We start from the raw sequence: 20,401 nt of genomic DNA on the forward strand, positions 1-20,401 counted from the left end.
TATCAAGCAACCAGCGAGGGACGGGCAATGCCGTCAATGACAGATCGGCGCTGAACGTGGTCCAGGCCGTCTTGCGTCAGTGTAGCGATCATCACCGTGCCGGCTTCCACGGTTCGAACAGCTCCGAGTTCAGCGAGCTTTATAATCTGAGTTCGCACCCACTGCCTCGACCGCGTGTGGCCGAACGTTTCAAGCACACGCGTCAGGATCGACTCATTCAACGTGTTGTTTGTTTCCTGCGACAAGGCCTTCAGGATGACGAGGCGCGCGTCCTGCGTCAGAAACTCGTCAAAGTTGGACATGTCAGTCACTTCCCTTTTTCAGCAGATACTCTTCGACGCGGTAAACAGTTCGGGTGATGCCGGAGATGCTTTCCTCCATGCGGCCGAACTTCCCGTTCATTTCGGACAAGGCCAGCTTGAGCGCTGTCATTGCCTTTTCGTCAGGCAGATGATTGACCTGCGTCTCTATGGAGGTCAGCCGCTTGTCGACGCCCCCCATCTGCTCTTTCAGCTCTTCCATCTCCGTAGCGGTCGTTTTGGACTGGGAGGTCATCCAGCTGTAAATTGCGGTTAGGATAGCGATCATCGATACGACGAGGCCCGCCCAGTCTTTGAAAAATTGGAGATCCACTAGCGGGCCACCCTTTCGTGTTCATAGGTTTCCTGGCACTCCAGACACCTGGAGGCAGAAGGTATAACGCGCAGACGGGCAACCGCGATCGAGCATCCGCAGTCGCTGCACTCTGTTGAACCTTGCCGACGCAGCTCGGCGCGCACGGCAGCTATTTTTGCCTCACGTTCTTGTTCGGCACGGATGTCAGCAAATTCATAATCGACGTTACTGAACACTGGATGCCACTCCAGCACCGGCAGCCCGCCGCGTCTCACAAATGCGCAGCGCCGTCCGGTCGGCACCCCACAAGCTTCCCGCCTCGCTCTCGGACAGACGCCGATCGGGAATGGTCACAGGTTCCGCGCATGGCTTCTTCGCCTCGGCCGGAACCTCACGCTCGACGAACACCGTCTTCACCGTTGGTTGATCCTTACCGCTTGTTGAGCAGGCGACCGCGCTCACGGCTAATCCCACAAGCATCATCATCCGGCAGAGCCGCATTCTCTATCTCCAACTCTCTTGCGCGGTTTTCGGCGGCCGAGACATTCATCTGGGCTTGGTTCTGCGCGGCCATTGTCTCTCTGAGGTTTTGACTGATCTGCGCCTGAGCGGCCTCGTTCGACTTGGCGATCTCGGCTTTCCAGTAAGCGTCTCTTTCAGCGCGGGCGCTGGAAGCTGCGCGCTCGGTCATCGCGTCGATCTTGCTGATGACTGCGAAAGCGGCACCAACGATTCCTAAAACAAGTGCCAGGGCGATCAGGCCCTGGATCAAATATTTGCTCATTGTGGGCGGCCTCCGTCACCGCAGTCTTCTGGCGGATCAGGCTTCGAGCCTCGCATCATGGCGGCCATGTCGTAGGAGCCGAAGCCGCGATGGACCCCAAGGCAACCGACGATCAAACCGACCATGGCCGGCACGGTGACATCACCAAAGCGAACAGCCTGTTCGGAGCCCATGCAAGCCGCTGCGGTGATAGAAAGGATGACAATCCAGGCCAAGGCAGAGGAAAGCCAGAGATAGCGCTTTGTGGTGGAATAGCGGGGCTTCTGTTGCATCAGTTCCCCACGAAGACGACGGCGGACAGCAGTCCAACGAGAGCACCGCCCGACATCACAAGGATTGCCGTGGTAGACCCACCGACAAAGGCAAGACTGCCGCCAGCAGCACCAGCGCCAGCAAGCGCAGTAAGGATTGGAAAACCGAAGCGCTTGACCATGCTAGAGGCGTGCCGCCTGGAAGTGCATGGCATCCCGAGATTTTGGGCTCCATCGACCGCCCCACACCCAGCCTTCAGCCTCAAAGGCGGCAACGACGCGCATATCCATGGCAGGTGTCGTATCGCCCTGCGCATTATGATCGGGGTCGATGTCGATGGCGCAGCCATAGCCATGCATGGAGAGCCGATTGACTTGGCGCATCTGCCGCCAGTTATAGCCACCACCGATCAGGTGAAGGTTGGCAGCTTCGATCGCTTTCTGATCCTGGCCGAAGTCAGACCAGATTTTCGCGAGGATGCGGGTCAGGCTTTCCGCAACAAGGCGGTGGACCCTGAAGGACTTGATGGCAAGCATCTTGTCCCAGGAGGCGCAGGCGCGCCAAGGAATGGTAACCAGAACAAGGTTTGCCTTTTCCCATGCCGGATCGGAACCGGCGACGCCCTTCGTGAGTTTAACGTTCGCGCCGTAAAACTTCGGCGCGTCTGCCTGTGTCGGCCAGTTGTTCATGAGTGCCCCAAATGCGAAAAACAGCCGTGATGGCTGAGGGGCATTTCAACTTTTTGTGGTAGATAAAAAAGCCGGCAGGATTATCGGGTCATTATCGAAACAGCTCTAGCTGCTTGCTCTCACCGGCCTGGAGCCACTTCCTAACAGTGGCGTGCGTCACATGCAATTGGCGCGCAATGTCGTTGGTCGTCAAGCCGAGATTGAATTTCATGTGCGATGCGATGAATGGCTTTGCCGTCGGCACCGAGATGCCTCCAGAGCCAATTTCGCGAGCGAGGGCGATGGTGGCCTCACGACCGATCTCTTTCGCCACTGGCGAGCGTTCCTGCGGGTTTTCCGACAGGTAGGCATATCCACCACCGAAGGCGAGCAGGAACTTGACCGTCGGCTCGATGCCGATCGCCGTCACGAACGGCTGGACGTGTGCAGGAACACGGATGTCAACCATGTCGCGCCTCCAGCTGCTTTTCGATGACGAGGATCTCACGCGTCACTGCCTTCAACTCTCCGATCTTTTCATGACGACCGCGTGCATGCGGCCGCATTGTTTGAATGCGCTTCAAAAGCGCTTCACGGCGGTCCTGAAGCCTCTTCAAATCATCCTGAAGAAAGAGAGGAAGGACCGCCCGCATCGCTCAGCTCCTGGGCTCGGCTGGTCGCCAGCGAATGATGACACCTTCGAAGCGAGATCCCGGATGGCTTTCGCGCCAGAACCTCCCCATGGTCTCCCTAGCGGTCGATCCGATCAATTTCGCAGGCGCTAAACCCCTGAGCCGATCCGGCGAGAAACCATCAGAGACGGCAAAGGGTTCAATCTCATCGCGGTGAAGTGGGATGCCATTGATCTCAATATAAGCAATTCCGCAATCGAGCAGATCACTGGACATGATGACGATCGGCAGGACAGCCGTGCAGATCGGGTCGCTGATAATGCGCCGCGCGTGGCGTGTGCGCAGTCCAGTGAAGAGTTGCACGGGCTCACGCGGGTGAGCATGACGCCGTCTGTTGCTGCGGATCGTGTGGGCTTTAGAGCCGTCCTCGATCTGCGGTGCGAAATAAGATTTGAAGTTGTATGCGACCATCACTCCATGCCCTCCATGCCGCACTTTCTGGCACAGGACATGCGAGCGTGGTTTTTTCGACCGACCAGCCAGAGAGTAAGCTCGCCCTGGCAGCGGGGGCAGACGACCGTCCGCTTATGCTCCCCCGCCATTATCATCTCACTCTTGTTGCTGGTCATCGTATAGATCACCTCAAAGATGCGCTTCTTGGCCTCGTCACTGACCATCGCGACACCGCCTTTCCTTGCGAATGCGGTCCCCGAAATAGTTCGTGACGCGGACCCATTCGGCGTCATTCAGATGGCGGTGCAAAGGATCATGATCGACTAGATCTGTGACGACGACCCAAAAGTCCTTGAGGCCACCTGGACACAGGATGGCCCACTGAGCACGGGCGATCTTGTACCCAAAGGCACGCATGTAGCTATTGCGATCACGGTTGGTGACATCCCAATCGACTTTCCCTTCGCGCGCAATCCAAGCTTTGAGCGCCTCGATCGCCTTCTGACCATCGACTGGATCATGGCAGAAGCGTACGGCATCAACGCCGGTCTGGCGCTTGACGAAGGTTTCGAGGGCGCTGTCTTCACGAGAGTGAAAAATTCCGAGGTTCCACCCGGCAATCCAGAGAGCCTGGAGCTTCTTTGCAAAACGACCCTTCAGCTTTTGACGACCATCAGCACGTCGTTCGATCGGAGCAGAGCTGAAGCCCTCGTTGCGAAACACGGTCAGAACCTTCTGACGCTCAGTTTCGGACATGTCCTTCGTGGACGCCTTTCCGGTGATGTTCTGCAGCTTCAAGCGGTACGTGTCGTCGTCCAGGCCGAGCTGCTTATTGGCGACGTGAATGGCTGCGATAGAGCTGCTCATGACAAGCGCCTTTCAACTTCTTTGGCAATGTGGGTTAGATCGAGGGAAAGCTCGACTTTGCCTTTGGCTGTGACGATTGAAACTGCTGCGAGCTTCCCGTCAGAAGCCTCGATGACCCATCCTTGGTCACTGAAAACACTAGCAAGAATTTTTAGGATCGTTGCTGATGACGGAGCAACGATAATTGCTTTTGGAAGCGATCTCATGCGAGCCTCCACAGAGGCGAAATCGCGCTGTTGAAGGAGTCGTTAGAATGCGAAATCGTGTAGCAGCAGCCGTTTGGGCGTCTTGTGCAATCTTCGGTGCCGTAGTCGTTGTTCTGATTATTTTTGGCGAACCGCGCGTAATTAAAGAGCAAGAAGGTGGAAACAGATGGCGCAACGCGATTTACGACTTCCAAACTCTGGCAGCTGGCATATTCGCTGTTGGCGCTGCTTACGCGACTGTCAAGCAGATGCAGTACACTGAAGGGAAGTCGGATGATCGACACAATCAGTTGGTCAAATTGAACACCCAAACGGAAGCAAATGCAGCAAAAAGGCATCACGAACTGGTAGAGCTTACCCTGCGCCCAGATAAGCTTCTTGTTGAACGAGCAGTTAATCCGCAAGTACGAGGTTTGAAGGGTCTGATCTCCACGTTGGACAGGCTTCATGGATTTGCGATGGAGAGGCAGACCGATAAGGAAATGCAAGCAGAGATGCTTCGCAATCATAAGCTTCTTAAAAACACTTGCGATAGTGTCGCCACCATCGTTACTCGGCAGCAACTTGTCGATGGCAGTAAGATGTTTAAGGGAGATTTGACCTACGAGCTTGATTGGATAAGAACGCAGTGCGAGCGCACGAGTAATGTCTTGGCTTCTCTTGGATCTGATCTTCAAGTTATCGACGGTAGTGAACCGATAAAGATGACACCTCAGATGGCTGAGATGACGACCCCCTTGCTTGTATTTGCTATGTTGATGCCAAAGGCCGTCCGAGACGCGTGCAAATTGATGGAGGAGGCCGCCACCGAGTACGGAGTAGTAGTTAGGTAGCATAATCCACCTCACGCCTTCGCCAGATCGATGGTGACGGCCTGCCAAGCATCCGTGATGCTGGCGCGCTTGTGGAACCGGACATATTCCTTGCTGCCGGTGACACGCATAGCATCGCGGATCGCTCGCATCGCTTCCTGCCAACGTGCGTCCTCGATATCGAGGCGCAGCAGCATGAAAATCTCGGCTCGGTTGACCTGTCCCTCCTTTTCGGTGTTGAAGGCCTTGGTGATGACAGCGCGGATCTCCGGCCGGCTATCTGACGCCCACTCGTTCAGGCAATCGTCGAGCAGCTTCTTGGCGACCTGCAGCTGCGGCCCGAAGTCGATGAAGTCGGCCACCTGAACTTGAACTTTCATCAAGCCATCGAACGTCTGATAGGTGCGATTGCCCTTTGCGCCGCCTTTGGTGAGACCATATTCCTGCTCGATTAGCGCGTCGAACTCGCCGAGATCGGTCATAGTGTGCCCGCGAAACCGCGCGATCTGCGCCGAAAGCTCTTCGGCAAATGCCATGATCTTGCGGACGGTTTCGTCTTCCAATTTGTCGGCTGGTTTGATCAGTTCGACAGGCACGAGATTGCCCTTGGCATCGGGCATGTAGTTTTTACCGGTGACAACCACAACGCCGGTTGCAGGCTTTTCTTCGAGGATAACGGCTTCCATTTTCACTTTCCTTTTTTGGAAATGGCGCGCAGTTGGCGCACGGAACTGAGAAGGTTTCGGAGGGCGGCTCTTTCGCCCCTTGTGTGCTGGTCCGCGTCAAATCGGTTCATGGCGCGGACCACGCTTGTGACGGCGTCTTGAATGGATGTTGGAATGACGGTGGCCACCGTCGGGATCGCTGCCGGCTTCGGAACGGCCGGCACCTCGGTTCCAATCAAGATCCGCTCGATGCGCGGCGCGATGATTTCAGCCAGTGCGTCTGCATCCATTTCGACGCTGACGACCACTGTGCGTGTCATCGCGGTGGCCTGACCGGCGAGAAAGGAACCACGTTGCCACCAAAGACCATAAGCTGCGGCTTCTTATTGCCCTCAACCTGTCTTCGGAGAATGCGATTTTCCTCCTCAACCTCGGCCACCAAGGCGACCGCCGTATTGAGACGTCTGACCAGAACGCTGAACTCTTCGCCAGAGACAAATGCTCCGCCGTGGACGTTCTGTTTCACCTGTTGGCAAAGCCGATAAAGATAGTCAGAAGCAAGCTCACACATTACTGTCTCCTCCCGAAATCAACGGTGACAACACGCCCTTCAGGATCCTGAACAACGTCACGGATGAAGGCATTTGCGGCAGCTTCCATTTCCTTCCCCATGATCTGGCTGTTCTCGTGCTGCCGGTGGATTGCCATCTCGTGTTCCATCAAGATCGCGTGGCGCTTCAGATAGCGAAGCGTCTTGATGACGGTGCGGGCATGCTTGCCCGAGATCTCAAGAACATCATCGTCAGAGATCGTTTCAGCATCTGCGAAGCCCTTCAGCAGAGCCTCCAATCCGCTGCTCAAAACGCGCAGGTCTTCGGTCATGCGAAGTCCTCCACGTCGCGGTTCTTCCATGCGGCCTGAATATGAGCGAGAGAAACCTCCTCCCCTCGGCCCATGGCGTGCATCGTCGCAAGCTTCATGGTCTTGTCGATCTGGCGGAAAGCTCCGCCCTTCATACCGATACCAATGAGGAACTTGATGGCTGCCTGATCAGTGACGTCCCAGGCGGCGATGAAAGCCTGCAGATCTTCCATGTATGGCTGAGTGCGCTGGAGCCGCTTGCCAATGCGGCTTTTCAGCTGAGCATAGGAAGGGCCATTCGACTTCTCGCGGTCCTTGCGGAAACGGCCATAGACCTCGGCGTTACCGACGATCGCCACCCCGCACTTGTGAACATCGACGAAGTGACGAAGCTGGTTGATCGCCTCGTCATTCAGGTGCTGTGCTTCATCGACGATGAGAAGCGAGCCTTCATCAGACTTGCGCCGGACTTTGCTGCCGATCGCGCGTGCGAGCTTGGCCGGATTGTGCTCCTGGACATCAAGCTCGGCGGCAAGCTCGGTAAGCATGCCGTGAACGGTCTTGGTATTTTCCGAAACCGTCGCCAAAAACACGTAAGGGCGCGTCTGAGCGTAATACTGGCAGGTCATCGTCTTCGACATGCCAGGACCAAGCGTTATCATTACAAGGTCCGGGCACCGCTGAGCCCATAGCAGAGCCTCGTGAACTTCAGTCGATCCCTTCAGCGACATAAACGGCTTTGAAACGGGAATGCGAGCAGCGATCACGCTGCTTTCCTCAAGAGCACTCAGCCACTGTTGGATCGTGGCGTTATGCCCGTCCAGACGGCCAGCATAAGTGCCGCTGAACCACTGGCTGAAGGTCCCTTCCTTCATTCCGGATCGACGGGTGACTTCGGCTTTGCTCCAGCCGTACTTCTTACCGACCTCGATGACGCGGTCGACAAGCTCCCACCAGAGCTTGATATCCTCCTCCGACTTGTTGTCGCTGACTTCAGGCGCACGCAACGGCCTCTCCCAGGAGGTGCCGGCGATGCGGGTTGTGCTAACGTGAGTGTTCATCTAAAAGGTCCTCGGCATTGAAGCCCATTCGGGCTCGTTTTGAGGCGGTCTTAACGACCGCCTTTCTTTTTTCCGGAACCGTACGCACTACTTTTCGGCTCATTATCACCGTCGGCCTTACTCGCCGACGTATTCCCTTTGGGGAATGGGAGGACCGCGCCGCTCTCGATCATGCCGAGGGCGCGGGAAAAACTTGCTTCGAAATCGTCGTCGCTGATCGCCTGGACGTTTTCGATCTGATGGGCGGTGTTGCCGGTCACGAGACGCGTGACGGCTGCGCGGACTGGCTTTGGCTTGGCCGGTGCCTTCTCGCCGCGATAGTAGATCTCCCCGAGCTGCTGTGCCGTGAGCTTGACGTGGCTCTTCGCAACGGCATCGAGCGCCTTGCGGTGTTCCTTGGCAGCCCGTGCGTGTTGACGCGCCTTGTCCTGATCCTGGAAGCCCGTGTCGTCGATGCAGTTGGCAATGCAGATAAGCCGGCTTTTCAGATCGTAGACCCGAACAGGCTCATGCAATGCGTCCGGATCGAACCGGATCACGACCTTCTCGCCCATGTGAGCATTCATCTCACGGGACCAGTAGCGGTTGCCCTGGAAGTGAATTTCGCCACTTCCCTTCCGGGTTTTGATGACTTCCGAGGCCAGCAACCAAAGGAAGCTTTGAGCTGCTGTCGGCGTGCGAACGATCGTTGAGGGCTGCGCCATGCTCTCTGCAAAGGTCTCGTCAAAAGACCTTCCCTTGCAGTTGTCTGCTCGCCGTCCCGTCTGCTCGTTGTGCTCAATGATCTGCGCCGCGACGTGTGCCTTGAACTCTTCGAAGGGAATAGCGCGCGTGCCATAGTTTTCTGGCTTCGCATCGGGTTTGTTACCGGTGTAGGCACCATCGCAAACCGGGTGCTTCGAAATGTTCTCGGCCAAGTCACCCCAGGCGCGCTCGATAGGCTTCGAGCGGCCTGAATATGGACGAACAAAGTGCGGCTGGATCTTCAGCGTTTCCAATAGGCCGCGTGGATCTTCGGGCTTCACCTTGAACCGGAAGCGTCTAACGGCGTCTCCTGTGATCCACTTCGAAGCGAAAGCCTTGCCGTTGTCGATGTAGATGTGCTCGGGCAAACCAAAGGCCTCGACCATATCGCCGATTGCAAGGCGCACCGCCTCCCATGTCTCCGCCTCGGACAAACGCCATGAAAGGATCTTGCCGGAATAAAGGTCCTGGATACCGATGATGTAGAAGCGGACGGGCTTGTCCGACCAGGGCACTTTTACGAACACGTCGAGCTTATGACCATCCATGTTCACGGCCTGCATGGCGTGCAGGTATGAGCGCGAACGACGCTGCGCCGGATGAAGGTCACCCGCCTTTTCCTTGCCTTTGCGCTGAAGGATCTGAACCGCTTCCGGAACTTCAGCATCGAGACGGCGACGGAGCGCACTCTCTGAAGGGATCGGGATCCAACCGAGCTTCTTCGCCACCTTCACCATGCGCCGGTAGCAGGCGGAGAACTTAGGCTCTCCCAGGCGGAGATAATCGGATTTTAGATAGTCCCACGCCTGTCCATCGCATTCAGCGCGCTTTGTCGCGGAGGCAAATGATGGAGCCATCGCAGCCTTCCAGTCCTGCTGATCGAGGCCATCGACTAAGGCGCGCCAGTTGTAGTAGCTCCGAACACTGACCTCGAACTCTCCGCAGACGATATCGACTGCGTCGGCAACCTTTGCCCCGCCGCGAACAAGACGTTCAACCTCGTGAAGCACCTTAAAACGCGCTTCACAGGTGGCCTTATGCTCTTCCGTGAGAGCCTCGTACTTTGCCCAAAGAGCGTCCCGCTTCTCTTTCTCAGCCTGACGCTGAGCGAGGTCCGGGCCGAGGAAGATGACAGTAAGACGGTCCTGTGCTGCGGCAGGCAGTAGAGACGAATGATATTCCCATACACGCTTTGTCTTGCTCTCAACCTGCCGGGAAGTCTCTGGATTGCCGCGCCACTTCGCACGAGCGAATTTGTCCAGACCCTTTTCGGACTGAGGCAATCCAGGCAATTTCATTTCTGCCAATTCCATAATGGTGAACCACTCTTTCAAGCCTGCCCCCTACTGGCGGCTTCACGACCTGCGGTCATAGCTGCGCCTTGCCCCTTCGTTTGATCGTGACAGGCGTCGACAGAAGGTTTTTCACCTTTGCCGCGATCTCACGTTGCTCTTGCTGAAGGCGTGCGATCTCGGCGAGACGCGCCTCATCGCCTTCGAGAATAAGAAGACCGTCCTCCGAGACGATCATGTCCCAAAGCCAGACCGCCCCAGTCGCGTGCACAAAGCCCTTGAAGCGCGCGATGCTGATATCGTGGGTTTCCTTGCTCTCCGCCGTGTAGGCATCGAGCATCGCCTTTGAGACGGATGGAATGCCAAGATACTGCGCCATACGGGCCGCAATCGTCGGGCGATCATACGGGCACTCGCGGATTGCTTGGGCCATCGCGCGCTTCAACTTGGCCCGGAAACGAGCAATATCGATCGTGCGCGCTGGCATCCGGGTCGGAAAGACAGGCTCTAGCCAGAGATCGAGCTGAGAAGGATCACGCTTCATCGCGCATCCCCTCGACATCGAAGTGATCGTTGACAAAGCTCGACAGAAGGCCGTCGGGATCGTGAAGGAGGCCCTTCAGGAACTCAATGCAGGCGGCCTCGTCGGCCTCTTCCCAGGCCTTCTGTAGACGGACCAGAGAAAGCTTGAACTTATCATCCTCGGTCAGTTCGGCCTTTGGCTGCACTTCGACGACCTCGGTAAAGGCCTTCTTGCTATCCTTATGGATGCCCATGGCAGCGGCAAACTGGCGCTGGCGCGTAGGCTCCATCTTGGCAATCTTGAGCAGCTCGGATTGATTATCTGCCGTCGGTGTGCCGCGAACCGCAGTGCGGACGTCCGGATGAAGGCTCTTCGCAATCTTGTTTAGCCGCTCGACTGCTCGCCTAGAGACGCCCATTCGGTCAGCTACGTGCAAGGAGAAGCTTCCGGCTTCAGCCTCCTGCTCCAATAATTGCGACAAGTTGGCGCGATTTCCGGGACGGCCCGCTTCGACCTTTCCAAACTTAGCTTCCCAAACGTCGCGATAGGTTTGAACAAACACCGCCCTATCGATGACGGAAAGGTCATTGCGGAACAGGTTTTCCGTTATCTCGATCAGTTGGGCGTCGGTCTTATCGCCTTCGACGACTGTAGCTTCGATCTCCGCGTCTTTGTTGATCTGGCAAGCCCGCAAACGATGCGCACCAGCTACCAACGTGTAACTCCCGCCTTTTGCGTTGGGGGTGTGTCGAACCGTGATTGGGTTGATCAAGCCATGCTCAACGATGCTTTGCGCGATCGCGAGAGCATGCTCTTCCTCAACCGCGCGGAGCCGTTCCGGAACGACAATCTGATCAAGCGGGATGGATTTGAACTGTACCATCAGGCAGCATCCTCCATGCGCGCGGTCAGCGAGCCTTGGGCAGCAGCTGCGATCCGGCAGTAGTGAGCTTCGAAACGAGGAGAACGGAGCCGATCGTCGATGGTCCGCAGGGCGCGATTTACGGCTTCGCGCGAGCGGTCCTGCTGCTCGACGACGCGGCGCTTCGGAACCATGAAGATCCGCACCATCAGGTGAATAACCACCTGACGGGCAAGCGCCGCATCAAACCACTCATGCGGTGGGTCGATGATGTCGCGTATCGCGAGATGCGGAAAGCCATCGCGAACCGCGAGAACGCAAGCGTGCAACGCGCCATCATGAAGAGATGTCTGAGAATGCAGGTTCATAGCGACACCTTCGAAAGGAGCGCCAAGAGAACGGCAGTGATGCCGATGAGAAGCATGCCCGTCATCATCACCAGATCGGCCAAGCGGCAGACAGACGACGAAGAGGGAATGAAGGGGTTTCGAACGTCTATTTCAGGCTGTTCTTTGGTCGTTGAGACGCGAACCTGATTGCCTGAAAAGGAAATGGTGATGCGGTCGTTGAGCGACCGGACAGCCGGGGCGATATTAGCGCCCTGCCGGTCGGCCAAAGCGGCCGCTACCGGATGGAAAAGGCTAGAACGGCGGAGGGATTGCATCACGCTTTTCATGCTGCGGCTCCCACTTGGTGGCTGTCGCGGCGAGCGTGTCGATAATGGTGGGAGGGCTGAGGATCCCGACGAGTTCCATCGGGATAATACCGAGTGCGCCACAGGAGATGTGGCCTTGTCTTGAGTGCTGCCGCGATGGCACGCTCACCGGCAAGATGCGGCTCATGGACCGCATTTCCAGCAGTACCACGGCGAAGGTTGTAAAGTTCGTCGATCTTCGCCAGCGTAAGCTTGGCGACGATTAGCTTCGCCTTAATCCGGGCGACCTCTTCGAGGCGGCGACGTTCGGCACGATCGGCCTTGTCGTCTTGGGCATCGCAATGCATAAACGAATCCTTGATCCAGAATGGGGAGGCCCTGGCCGGCTTCCCTTTTTTGGGGTGTGAAAGTCTGCGAACACAGAAAGGATTAAACCAGATTCTCGTTTTAGTAAAACGATATTTTGGTTTAATGGGGAAATAGTGGCTAGACCCGAAGCAGCGCCTAAAACGGCGCTCGGTGCCCGGTTACGTGAGATCCGGCGATCGATTGGAGATCCCGAGAGGGATGAAATCGCTGCGCGCCTTGGCATCAGCAAGAATACGCTTGCGTCTTACGAGCGCGGCGAGACCGAACCGACAACGACAGTGTTAGCTTCGTATCGCGAAAAGCTCGGCATCAGCGTCACCTGGATTGTGACCGGCGAAGGCGCGATGTTTGATGATCCGTCGAAGATTAAGAAGCCTGCCGTGGAAGTGGACGCCGGTACCGCCCAAACACTGGTTAGCGCAGTCAAGGAGATAACCAAGGCGGCATCTAGCCTAGTGAACTTTAACGAGCGCAATTACACCCCGATGCCGAAGATGCTTAAGTATTATCCCTACGAAGCATCTGCAGGCGGCGGCCGGGTGATTCTAAATGAAGACGAGGGTTTTGATCTCGACGTCGAGGCTCTGTTGTCTGACCTGCTTGGCCTCGATCCCGAAAAGGTTTTCTTGCTACGGGTGAAGGGCGACAGCATGTCTCCCACGCTTATGGACGGCGATCTTGTCCTCGTCGAGAAGATCTCACGGGACATCCAGGATGGAGAAATCGGCGTGTTCTCAGACGACGGTCACCTCTACATCAAGAGAGCGTTCTGGCAGCCGGACACGTCTTTAAGCTGGGTGTCCGATAACGAAGATCCTCGCTTTGCACCGATCAATATCTTCGGACCCGACTTTGACCTGAAACCCACGCTCGGCCGGGTCGCATGGCTTTGGAGAAGAGCTTAATTAGGATTTTGTTAATAGCGGATTGACTCCGAGCATGATGAGAACAAATATAGAACATCGGAAAAGTAGAAAGGATGTGCCGATGTCTCTCACTCAAAATTTCATGGCGGTTTCATTCCGCAAGTCGCGCAACCATATCGTGCCGGCAGAGCAGCGCCGCGCCACTTCGGCCGTCTCCGCCGAGCGCATTGCTGCCGCTATGGCTAAACGGTATATTGGAGCGGTCGCGGTTTCAGTCATGGTGGAGGGTGAGACAGGAGACATTGCGGAGCCACGTATCCTTTCGCAGCACGGCGAAACCATAAACCTCTTCGAGGACGCTTGACGGTGCCGCAGGTGGATTGGAAACAGGCTCCGAGACAAGCAAAATGGTGGGCTGTTGATGCCGACGGAGCAGCTCATTGGTTTTGTCCACCTGACGTCGCGGCTTTCACCGACTTCTGGTTCGCCGAGTCGATGGACGCGCCGAATTTCGGCTTCGACGGCGATTGGCGGCAAAGTCTTACTGAGCGCCCGGCAGTTATCAAGGCAATCAGGTAAGGCGGGAATCTATTCCGCTCACCATCCTCGTTAAACAGCTGTAATTGCAACGAAAATTTCGATTTCCAGAGATTTCCGCCAGATGGCGGGAATCTTTTTTGCTTTTGCGAACCATTTTTGCCAGTTTACTGCCTGCCCTGCGACGATTTTGAGAACGGAGGAAATCGCCTCAAAGCCTATTTACAGGGCTTTTGAAGACGCTCTAAAAGTCTAAGCGGATTTTCGAAGCTGAATTTGAGCCTAGGCAATACTTTATCGAGATCGGCGCACCGCAACTCGGAATTTCATCATCGAAGTGAAAAATTGTCAAAATCCGATATCGCGCAGCGCTTCGTCTAACTCTCGGAAATTTCTGATTATTTCATCTGATCCCGCTTAATCTCGTTAAATCCCGCCAATTGCAGATCTATGTGACGGACAACAGCGGTACGTTCGGTGGGACATTTGTGTTTTTGACTTCAGGACGTTTTAGGAGCTCCGCCCCGACCTCAGCGAGCTTCTTTCTCTGCGCTGCGCGCGTATAGAGATCGGCCTGCTGACTAGTTGTCCAACCGAAAATTGCCTTCAGTTGGTCGCTCGTGGCGCCGTTTTCTGCAGCAATAGCTGCACCAGCCTTACGAAGGCCGTGCGCACTGCATTGAGGCAAACCCGCCTCATCGCACCAATCCCGCATTTTGTTGCCTAGTCCCTTGATGGCGAATGGCTTGCCGTATTCGGTTACGAGAAACGTAAGCTGTCCCGCAGGCACGTGGCTAAGCTCTGCGTCGAGCTCAGGAAGGATGGGAAGATTGACTTCTACGCCGCTAGATTTTCCAGTTTTTTTAGGTCGAATACGTATCCAGCCGTCAGTGATGTGCTGTCGTCCCAGAATAGCAGCATCCGACAGGCGCAGACCGGTAAATAGAAAGATAGCCAAAGCACGCCGTGCAGTTGAACCCGGCGGATGCCTTGCTTCAAAGGCTGCTATCTCGTCAAGCGTCCAGCTATGAAAGCCGTCGCCGGACTTTAGCCGCTTGATTCCTTGGCAGGGGTTTGTCCTTGCTTCCCCCACCTCGATCGCCCACGCGAAGAGCGCGCTGACCGCCTTCACGAGGTTATTTGCGGCACCAGGCGTCTCGAGCTTACCGTCACGCAGAGCAGTTACATGTCGGCGCTCCATCAGCTCAAACGGTTTGTCGCCATGCAAAGCGCAAATGTCATCAAGCACTCTTCGGCGCCGAGCCATTGTGTCCTCGCTGACAGTCGATGCCGCGCGTCTGTAATATTGCTCGCAAAGCCAACGGAAAGACCTCGCGACTGGCGGCTTCGCTGGTGTGGGCGCCGCTTTTCCGTAAGGTATGCCTTGCTCAGCGCATTCGTACTCTCGCACAAACGCCGCGGTGCCCGGCTTCTCTCGAAGTCGAACCTTAGGTTTGCCTTTGACGCGATAATAAAGCCGCACGTTCCCATGGCGATCGACATCCTCAACGATGCCCTTCAGTTTCACCTTCAAGCTGACACGCCCTGATCCCAAGGATTGTTGCCTGCTTCTTTCGCTGCCGCGTCGGATGGCAGAGCTTCGAACGCCGTATCGATTTCGTATCGGTCCCAAAGAACTCGCCCTCTAGCCCTCTTAGGCGCTGGCATCGAGCCATCAGCAACCATCATATCGAAGGTAGTTGCGCCGATACCGACATAAGCGGCAGCGGCCGTGCGGTTAAGACCGCGAGGCATCAAGCCGGCGGGAAGATAATTGTCGTTGGCTGGTTTCATCGATCCTCCTTTTACAAAAGCTCATCCCATATTTATGGAGATATCGGCATATTTTGCTAGTGATGGGGCGTGGCGATCCCCTGAAACGAGAACCGGCGCGCTGCTGGTGAGGCAGGTGGTGACCGCGCCGGCCGTTGCTCCGCAGGCAGATCCCTGGTGGCGCTCGGCGCTGAAACGCGGCTATGCGTTGATTAAGTAATCACCGAGCACGGTCCGGTGTGGGCGTTCGTCGGCGGCGTCATCTAAGGCAAGCTTATAAAGTTCCCTGCCCGCACCGGTTCGCGATCGCTCAACGATTCGCGAAGGCAGTTGTCCGGACAGATGTCGGACGTGTTCGCCGACGGCGAATCTGAAGGGTGTGCACGAAGGCGCGCTTGATTGAAGAGGTGTCATATCTTACTCGCGGTTTGGGGCTTGTTCAGAGCCACTGGTTGACGGCCGGAAGCCGGGGGTTGAACACCTGCCGCGAGACAAGCAGCGTGATTTTACGCATGACGATAGCTAGTCGACATTTTTTTGCGCTGGACATAGCACGCTCCCCCGGCTTATAACGGCCAGGTGGACGTGGTACTAATCACGTGTAGCCAGCGATCCCGCCAAGGATCGCGAACATAAAGCGGCGCCAACCGCTTTGTTTCTCGTGGAGTTCTTCAGGCCCCACGATTAGGATTAACTAAATCATCCTCGCCAGCAACAGAATATTCCCCTTTTAGGGGTACTAATTCTCGTCATTGATTTCTTGCTAAAGCACTGATTTTGTTACCATTTTGACAAATTTGTAAAAATGGAATTGCCGTTCCTCTAACGGTTTCAAGAGCTTACAGAACCGGCTGCTCAGGCCCTACCATCATAACAAACTCTGCGAACTTTTGACGCTGTTTCCATGCCCTTGACTGTTGACGATCGCGACAGCACGGTTTGGCGCAACATTTTGCCATTCAATGCTGAGGATCGTCATGGCGCCAGACAACTCCCCTCGCCTCATAGGCAGGAAAGAAGCTGCTGCTTACCTTGGAATTGCCGAGTCGACTTTCTCAATGTGGGTAGCGAATAACAAAATGCCTCCGGCGATCTCAGGCACCCGCCGATGGGACAAGCGAGCCATAGATGCCCGGCTTGATGAGATCAGCGGCTTGAATCCCAGCGAACCGGAGGATCCATATGAAAAATGGATGCGAGAGAACGGCGAATGATAACTCACCCGCAAGGAAGAATTTACACGCTAAGCGAGGCCGCGGAGCATCTACGCCTCACGAATAGAGGCGTAGCAAAACTGGCAAAAGCCAATGGACTGTGCATGGTTCGCGGCCGCGACATTCTCTTAACTGAAGCAGATATCGAAGGGATAAAGGATGTTCTAAGATGCCCCTCAAGCTCTACAAGCGTGGCAAAATCTGGTGGATCTCCGGCACTGTCCATGGACAAAAAGTACGAGAAACTACTGGCTCTAACGACAAGGAAGCGTCGCTAGTGTGACAGTCGGGAGCGCCTCTCGCTTAGTGAAACTGCCAAATTGGAACATAAGCGGAACGAAATTCTTTGTGGATGGCAGCGACTGCAGCGTTATTACAGAACCACTAGGGTAGTAGCCAGACCGGAATTTGGAGTAAAAAAGGGGTGCTGAAACACAGCACCCCTTTGTCGCTGTTCGCCGATTAATAACCGGCAACCAGGCTCGCAATTTGGTTATAGCGGCAAAGGGTCAATCGAGCAAACAAGGAGGACAGTTTGTCCACTATTGCAAAGCCCCTCGCCTTCACCGGTTCTTTCGAACTTGAGAAATCGCCTGGATACCTCAAGCTGGCCTGCAGAATCAGATTAGATGGACTTGCTCTATCGCTTCTGACTTCGCTGATGAAGGTATTCTGAAACATTAGATTGGGCAGACGAAAGTCTGCCCCATACTATAAGACCTTACATACTACATCCCAAATGGTGATTTTCTCTGTACGACCGCCGAAAACTTCCATGCCCGTATTGCCGGATTCGATGATCTGGAGGGCCACGTTTTGGATAGTGAACGGTTCGTCACGTTTAAAACTGCCGTTGAAGAAAAGCTGTTCGAAGCGAATCAAACTTCCTTCCTCAATCGGTTGACTAACCATCTCTCCCACTACAACGCCATTCTGAATGATTGAGTTCGGACCTGGAATGGGTGCATGAAGAGTGATCTTATGGCCTATGTCGCCAACCTGGTTGCCGTCACCCATATTAACATTGATGTCGCCTAACTTCCCTTTTTCCATCATTTTTTCACCTTGTGTCCAATATCACCGACCTTGTTGCCGCTGCCCATTTTCACCGAAATATTTGACGAGCTACCGCCATGTTGACGCTTACGTATCTCGAAAAATAGACCGGCAAGCACCAAGCAGACCGACGCCGCAAAGATCGTGTACTGAACAAAAGAAGGTATAGAAGGAAAAAGCATTGGTAGGATCCACCCCAAAAGCGCAAAACCGATGCCAGAAAGAAGCGCCGCCAAGTTGTCATCCCTCGTTCAAACCGATGATCAATAATCGACGGAGCTCTCATTCTTTGCAAGCGATTTCTAATGTTCTAGATATGCGATTATGTCATTGTAGTTCGACAGCAAGATATTGCTTTGCCGCCTCATCAAGCCAATCAGCAAAGACACCTCCACCAATGTCGTCGGCGCGCGTTGTTGCTGCGATTTCGGTGAGCAATCCATGTGCTTCTTTGGTCGACAAGACTCCTTTTACGCAAAGCTTGTGAACGACTTGATTTGCGATATTGAGGGCGAGCGCGGCCGGCGCCGCCGAGTTAGTCTGCTGCATCTTTAGATCCTTATTTTCGGTGGCCTAAAAGCCGCCTTAGTGGACGGCTGGTGGTGGTTCTGGCGGGCTAGAGGACGTCGACATCAACTTCGACTAGTCCCGTGAAGCCAGAGGCAATTACAGACGTGCCGTCCGAGTTAGTAACGCTGAAGCTAGTGCCGTTTGTGAAGACTCCGCCTATCAACTGCTTCACACTGCTCTCGCTTGATGTTCTGATTCCAGAAACCGGTGACGGCAGCGCAGCCGTCAGTCCAAACGGCAGAGGAACATTCAGCGCTCCAGCTCCGCCAGAGGCTGATGTGACGCTTACCACGCCGATAATCTTGAACCTCTTGCCGGTGCGCTGCATGCGGCCACTGAAAGACGCCGAGGTTACGCCAGTGCCTGTTGGCGTCGTGCTGAACGGACGCGTCAGATAGTTGTCTACCTCGCCTTCCGAGTTGATCGAGTATTTTCCCTCATAATTAATGAGATGACCATCCGCAGGGATCGATTCTGCATCGGCGAAGATGCCATTCAGATGATTTCCGCCGTTCGGTCCAGTAGCAAGGTGCAAGCCTGCAAAGTGATCTTCGGCGCTTAGGCTGACCATCTTGTGCATGACGACAATCGGGCCGCTTCGGTCTGTTGCGCGATACCACAAGCCGATTACGTTGGACTCAATGACCGGCGCATAGCCAATGGTGCCTTCCGACACCTCCACAAGTGGATTGATTGCGCCTGTATAAGCGGAGATATGTGTTGCCCCGAACGCTAGGCCAGCTTGAGCACCGCCCTCCATGACTGCTTGAGGGCTGTAAGCGACATTGTTTCCCCTGCGATCTTGGTTGAGCATGTAGTCAACACGACCGATCTTCGAATAAATCTTATCGAAATCAGGGCTGTTACCTTGCGGCAATTGGTCAGTGATGTCCGGTGCCATATAGCGTGAGACATTCCCGAACTCGGTGGACTGATTGTTGAGCGTCGGGCCAACATGGTTCATCAAGTGGGACGTCCTGCGCTGTCCGAGCTGAAATGCGGCTTCAGCTTTAACGCTCCACGCATAGCCATAATCCCAATAGCGCTCGGTCTTCGCTATTGTTTTCGCGATATAAGACGCCTGCTCCCAACTCTCCATAATGTCGTATGGAACAGAACCTGCCGCTGAGCCGCCAAGATTTGCACCTGGCTTCAGTTGAAGGATTACCAATTTTCCGCCGGGCTTCGTGATGGCCGTGTTTACGTTGTAGTATGCAGGGTCACTAAGCACGATGACGTTGGCGATCGCAGTGCTTGACGACAGGCGATTGTAGGTGGTTTGCAACTGCGTTGAGATCGGTGTGGCACCGTCGCCCACAACGCCGTCACGCTTGGCGTCGAGCTCGATCTGCCGGCTAACGCTGATGCCAATATCTGTCGGCTGCAGCGCGCTTTCTGCGGTGTCTCTAATCGTCTCGTACTGACTGATTGCATCTTCGGCCGCAGCTAGGACTGCGGCACTGGCCTGATCGCTTATGAGTCGGAACGTGGAGCCCGTCACATAGCCGGCAACGAGCATTCCACTTGCCAAACCGGACGCAAGGACGTTTTGACCGCTGTTGGTCTTAACGGTGAGGACTGGGCCGCCATTGAATTGAATAGTTACCGGGGAACTGGTGTTGGCTGCAACAATGTTAGCAACCACCAGAGCCGAGCCTGAAACGGGGATGCTCGTCGTCGCCTGGATCGCATTCGCCGTTCCAGCGCCGCTATTGTTGGCAATGATGAAGCTGAATGGCAGATCAGAAACGCGAGTCCACGAGCCAGATCCGGACGCCCCGTTCTTCATGTAGACGCCGTTATAGGCAATGTTCGCGTCGCCGATTACCCATGCAGATGAATTGGCTGGATGAGCAAGGTCAGCGAAAAGAGCGGCGCGGCTTGAAAAGATTAGCCCTCCGCTCTGGCTAGCCAGAAACGAAGCGATAACGTTCTCGACCCATGTGCCCCAATCACGTACTAGTCGCTTTGCAGGTTGCGATGGCATTAAGGCGGGGCCATCTTCCCAAATTCGTGATGCCAATTGTGGCATGCAAATCTCCATGAGAAAGCGCCCCGGCTCGC

Annotated in this window: 35 protein-coding genes; 5 read left to right on the forward strand and 30 right to left on the reverse strand. The window is 55.3% G+C overall.

Features of this window, described 5'->3' with window-relative positions:
* Positions 1–2: 2 nt before the first annotated feature.
* The 13 genes from VQ830_RS05560 to VQ830_RS05620 all read right to left on the reverse strand — a co-directional run bounded on the left by VQ830_RS05560 (position 3) and on the right by VQ830_RS05620 (position 4,477).
* The gene (locus VQ830_RS05560) at positions 3–302 is read right to left on the reverse strand and encodes a VpaChn25_0724 family phage protein (protein ID WP_337267072.1); all 300 of its coding nucleotides are present in this window, start codon (positions 300–302) and stop codon (positions 3–5) included.
* A 1-nt stretch (position 303) separates the two neighbouring features.
* Positions 304–633: a DUF2730 family protein gene (locus VQ830_RS05565; protein WP_337267073.1), complete on the reverse strand. Its 330-nt coding sequence runs from the start codon at positions 631–633 to the stop codon at positions 304–306.
* Positions 633–917 (reverse strand): TraR/DksA C4-type zinc finger protein, encoded by a 285-nt coding sequence (locus VQ830_RS05570; RefSeq protein ID WP_337267074.1) that lies wholly within the window; start codon positions 915–917, stop codon positions 633–635. Before VQ830_RS05570 ends, VQ830_RS05565 begins: the two co-directional genes overlap by 1 nt.
* On the reverse strand, positions 841–1,032 hold the full coding sequence (locus VQ830_RS05575; RefSeq protein WP_337267075.1) for a hypothetical protein: 192 nt from the start codon (positions 1,030–1,032) through the stop codon (positions 841–843). The genes VQ830_RS05570 and VQ830_RS05575 overlap by 77 nt, the downstream gene beginning before the upstream one ends.
* Positions 1,033–1,045: 13 nt before the next feature.
* Complete coding sequence (locus VQ830_RS05580) at positions 1,046–1,399, reverse strand: hypothetical protein (RefSeq protein WP_337267076.1); 354 nt, start codon at positions 1,397–1,399, stop codon at positions 1,046–1,048.
* Positions 1,396–1,671 (reverse strand): NAD(P)+ transhydrogenase beta chain, encoded by a 276-nt coding sequence (locus VQ830_RS05585; protein ID WP_337267077.1) that lies wholly within the window; start codon positions 1,669–1,671, stop codon positions 1,396–1,398. The genes VQ830_RS05580 and VQ830_RS05585 overlap by 4 nt, the downstream gene beginning before the upstream one ends.
* The gene (locus tag VQ830_RS05590) at positions 1,671–1,832 is read right to left on the reverse strand and encodes a hypothetical protein (RefSeq protein WP_337267078.1); all 162 of its coding nucleotides are present in this window, start codon (positions 1,830–1,832) and stop codon (positions 1,671–1,673) included. Before VQ830_RS05590 ends, VQ830_RS05585 begins: the two co-directional genes overlap by 1 nt.
* 1 nt (position 1,833) lies before the next feature.
* Entirely contained in the window at positions 1,834–2,340 is a 507-nt protein-coding gene (locus VQ830_RS05595) for a M15 family metallopeptidase (RefSeq protein ID WP_337267079.1), read from the reverse strand.
* A 91-nt stretch (positions 2,341–2,431) separates the two neighbouring features.
* Positions 2,432–2,788, reverse strand: coding sequence for a hypothetical protein (locus VQ830_RS05600; RefSeq protein WP_337267080.1), 357 nt, complete (start codon positions 2,786–2,788; stop codon positions 2,432–2,434).
* A complete protein-coding gene (locus VQ830_RS05605; RefSeq protein ID WP_337267081.1) occupies positions 2,781–2,972 on the reverse strand; it encodes a hypothetical protein in 192 nt (63 codons plus the stop codon). The genes VQ830_RS05600 and VQ830_RS05605 overlap by 8 nt, the downstream gene beginning before the upstream one ends.
* A 3-nt stretch (positions 2,973–2,975) precedes the next feature.
* Entirely contained in the window at positions 2,976–3,422 is a 447-nt protein-coding gene (locus VQ830_RS05610; RefSeq protein WP_337267135.1) for an ASCH domain-containing protein, read from the reverse strand.
* 195 nt (positions 3,423–3,617) lie between these two features.
* The gene (locus VQ830_RS05615) at positions 3,618–4,271 is read right to left on the reverse strand and encodes a gp16 family protein (protein WP_337267082.1); all 654 of its coding nucleotides are present in this window, start codon (positions 4,269–4,271) and stop codon (positions 3,618–3,620) included.
* Positions 4,268–4,477 (reverse strand): hypothetical protein, encoded by a 210-nt coding sequence (locus VQ830_RS05620; protein WP_337267083.1) that lies wholly within the window; start codon positions 4,475–4,477, stop codon positions 4,268–4,270. The genes VQ830_RS05615 and VQ830_RS05620 overlap by 4 nt, the downstream gene beginning before the upstream one ends.
* 47 nt (positions 4,478–4,524) lie before the next feature.
* Here VQ830_RS05620 and VQ830_RS05625 point away from each other — a divergent pair, with 47 nt between their 5' ends.
* Positions 4,525–5,310, forward strand: a complete 786-nt coding sequence (locus tag VQ830_RS05625; protein WP_337267084.1) for a hypothetical protein — start codon at positions 4,525–4,527, stop codon at positions 5,308–5,310.
* Positions 5,311–5,321: 11 nt separating this feature from the next.
* On the opposite strand, the gene VQ830_RS05630 is transcribed toward VQ830_RS05625, so the two are convergent.
* Genes VQ830_RS05630 through VQ830_RS05680 form a run of 11 tightly spaced genes read right to left on the reverse strand, consistent with a single transcriptional unit; the run spans position 5,322 to position 12,299 of the window.
* Positions 5,322–5,975, reverse strand: a complete 654-nt coding sequence (locus VQ830_RS05630; RefSeq protein WP_337267085.1) for a DUF3164 family protein — start codon at positions 5,973–5,975, stop codon at positions 5,322–5,324.
* A 2-nt stretch (positions 5,976–5,977) separates the two neighbouring features.
* Positions 5,978–6,274: a hypothetical protein gene (locus tag VQ830_RS05635; RefSeq protein WP_337267086.1), complete on the reverse strand. Its 297-nt coding sequence runs from the start codon at positions 6,272–6,274 to the stop codon at positions 5,978–5,980.
* Complete coding sequence (locus tag VQ830_RS05640; RefSeq protein WP_337267087.1) at positions 6,271–6,525, reverse strand: hypothetical protein; 255 nt, start codon at positions 6,523–6,525, stop codon at positions 6,271–6,273. Before VQ830_RS05640 ends, VQ830_RS05635 begins: the two co-directional genes overlap by 4 nt.
* The gene (locus VQ830_RS05645) at positions 6,525–6,836 is read right to left on the reverse strand and encodes a hypothetical protein (RefSeq protein ID WP_337267088.1); all 312 of its coding nucleotides are present in this window, start codon (positions 6,834–6,836) and stop codon (positions 6,525–6,527) included. Before VQ830_RS05645 ends, VQ830_RS05640 begins: the two co-directional genes overlap by 1 nt.
* Complete coding sequence (locus VQ830_RS05650) at positions 6,833–7,876, reverse strand: AAA family ATPase (protein WP_337267089.1); 1,044 nt, start codon at positions 7,874–7,876, stop codon at positions 6,833–6,835. Before VQ830_RS05650 ends, VQ830_RS05645 begins: the two co-directional genes overlap by 4 nt.
* Positions 7,877–7,926: 50 nt before the next feature.
* Positions 7,927–9,954 (reverse strand): transposase domain-containing protein, encoded by a 2,028-nt coding sequence (locus VQ830_RS05655; protein ID WP_337267090.1) that lies wholly within the window; start codon positions 9,952–9,954, stop codon positions 7,927–7,929.
* Between the two features lie 34 nt (positions 9,955–9,988).
* On the reverse strand, positions 9,989–10,456 hold the full coding sequence (locus VQ830_RS05660) for an FtsB/FtsL family cell division protein (protein WP_337267091.1): 468 nt from the start codon (positions 10,454–10,456) through the stop codon (positions 9,989–9,991).
* On the reverse strand, positions 10,446–11,318 hold the full coding sequence (locus tag VQ830_RS05665; RefSeq protein ID WP_337267092.1) for a ParB/RepB/Spo0J family partition protein: 873 nt from the start codon (positions 11,316–11,318) through the stop codon (positions 10,446–10,448). The genes VQ830_RS05660 and VQ830_RS05665 overlap by 11 nt, the downstream gene beginning before the upstream one ends.
* Positions 11,318–11,665 (reverse strand): hypothetical protein, encoded by a 348-nt coding sequence (locus VQ830_RS05670; protein ID WP_337267093.1) that lies wholly within the window; start codon positions 11,663–11,665, stop codon positions 11,318–11,320. The genes VQ830_RS05665 and VQ830_RS05670 overlap by 1 nt, the downstream gene beginning before the upstream one ends.
* Complete coding sequence (locus tag VQ830_RS05675) at positions 11,662–11,973, reverse strand: hypothetical protein (protein ID WP_337267094.1); 312 nt, start codon at positions 11,971–11,973, stop codon at positions 11,662–11,664. The genes VQ830_RS05670 and VQ830_RS05675 overlap by 4 nt, the downstream gene beginning before the upstream one ends.
* The gene (locus VQ830_RS05680) at positions 11,970–12,299 is read right to left on the reverse strand and encodes a helix-turn-helix domain-containing protein (protein ID WP_337267095.1); all 330 of its coding nucleotides are present in this window, start codon (positions 12,297–12,299) and stop codon (positions 11,970–11,972) included. Before VQ830_RS05680 ends, VQ830_RS05675 begins: the two co-directional genes overlap by 4 nt.
* 135 nt (positions 12,300–12,434) lie before the next feature.
* Here VQ830_RS05680 and VQ830_RS05685 point away from each other — a divergent pair, with 135 nt between their 5' ends.
* Positions 12,435–13,226 (forward strand): XRE family transcriptional regulator, encoded by a 792-nt coding sequence (locus tag VQ830_RS05685; protein ID WP_337267096.1) that lies wholly within the window; start codon positions 12,435–12,437, stop codon positions 13,224–13,226.
* An 82-nt stretch (positions 13,227–13,308) separates the two neighbouring features.
* On the forward strand, positions 13,309–13,551 hold the full coding sequence (locus VQ830_RS05690) for a hypothetical protein (protein WP_337267097.1): 243 nt from the start codon (positions 13,309–13,311) through the stop codon (positions 13,549–13,551).
* Between the two features lie 621 nt (positions 13,552–14,172).
* Here the strand turns inward: VQ830_RS05690 and VQ830_RS05695 are convergent.
* Together VQ830_RS05695 and VQ830_RS05700 are read right to left on the reverse strand one after the other, a co-directional pair.
* Complete coding sequence (locus VQ830_RS05695) at positions 14,173–15,252, reverse strand: tyrosine-type recombinase/integrase (RefSeq protein ID WP_337267136.1); 1,080 nt, start codon at positions 15,250–15,252, stop codon at positions 14,173–14,175.
* Between the two features lie 2 nt (positions 15,253–15,254).
* On the reverse strand, positions 15,255–15,518 hold the full coding sequence (locus VQ830_RS05700; protein ID WP_337267098.1) for a hypothetical protein: 264 nt from the start codon (positions 15,516–15,518) through the stop codon (positions 15,255–15,257).
* Between VQ830_RS05700 and VQ830_RS05705 the strand changes: the two genes are divergently transcribed.
* Positions 15,505–15,717: a hypothetical protein gene (locus VQ830_RS05705; RefSeq protein ID WP_337267099.1), complete on the forward strand. Its 213-nt coding sequence runs from the start codon at positions 15,505–15,507 to the stop codon at positions 15,715–15,717. The two genes, VQ830_RS05700 and VQ830_RS05705, sit on opposite strands and share 14 nt — an antisense overlap.
* A 1,163-nt stretch (positions 15,718–16,880) precedes the next feature.
* Complete coding sequence (locus VQ830_RS28980) at positions 16,881–16,994, forward strand: hypothetical protein (RefSeq protein WP_497812703.1); 114 nt, start codon at positions 16,881–16,883, stop codon at positions 16,992–16,994.
* 428 nt (positions 16,995–17,422) lie between these two features.
* Here the strand turns inward: VQ830_RS28980 and VQ830_RS05710 are convergent, their stop codons facing one another.
* The 4 genes from VQ830_RS05710 to VQ830_RS05725 all read right to left on the reverse strand — a co-directional run bounded on the left by VQ830_RS05710 (position 17,423) and on the right by VQ830_RS05725 (position 20,369).
* The gene (locus VQ830_RS05710) at positions 17,423–17,764 is read right to left on the reverse strand and encodes a hypothetical protein (RefSeq protein ID WP_337267100.1); all 342 of its coding nucleotides are present in this window, start codon (positions 17,762–17,764) and stop codon (positions 17,423–17,425) included.
* Positions 17,764–18,003 carry a hypothetical protein gene (locus tag VQ830_RS05715; protein ID WP_337267101.1) on the reverse strand — a complete coding sequence of 80 codons (240 nt, stop codon included), beginning with the start codon at positions 18,001–18,003 and terminating at the stop codon, positions 17,764–17,766. Before VQ830_RS05715 ends, VQ830_RS05710 begins: the two co-directional genes overlap by 1 nt.
* Positions 18,004–18,094: 91 nt before the next feature.
* Positions 18,095–18,316: a hypothetical protein gene (locus VQ830_RS05720; protein ID WP_337267102.1), complete on the reverse strand. Its 222-nt coding sequence runs from the start codon at positions 18,314–18,316 to the stop codon at positions 18,095–18,097.
* A 67-nt stretch (positions 18,317–18,383) separates the two neighbouring features.
* Entirely contained in the window at positions 18,384–20,369 is a 1,986-nt protein-coding gene (locus VQ830_RS05725) for a hypothetical protein (protein ID WP_337267103.1), read from the reverse strand.
* Positions 20,370–20,401 lie beyond the last annotated feature (32 nt).

It is taken from the genome of Oryzifoliimicrobium ureilyticum, assembly GCF_037199735.1.
GTDB classification, from domain to species: domain Bacteria; phylum Pseudomonadota; class Alphaproteobacteria; order Rhizobiales; family Rhizobiaceae; genus Rhizobium; species Rhizobium ureilyticus.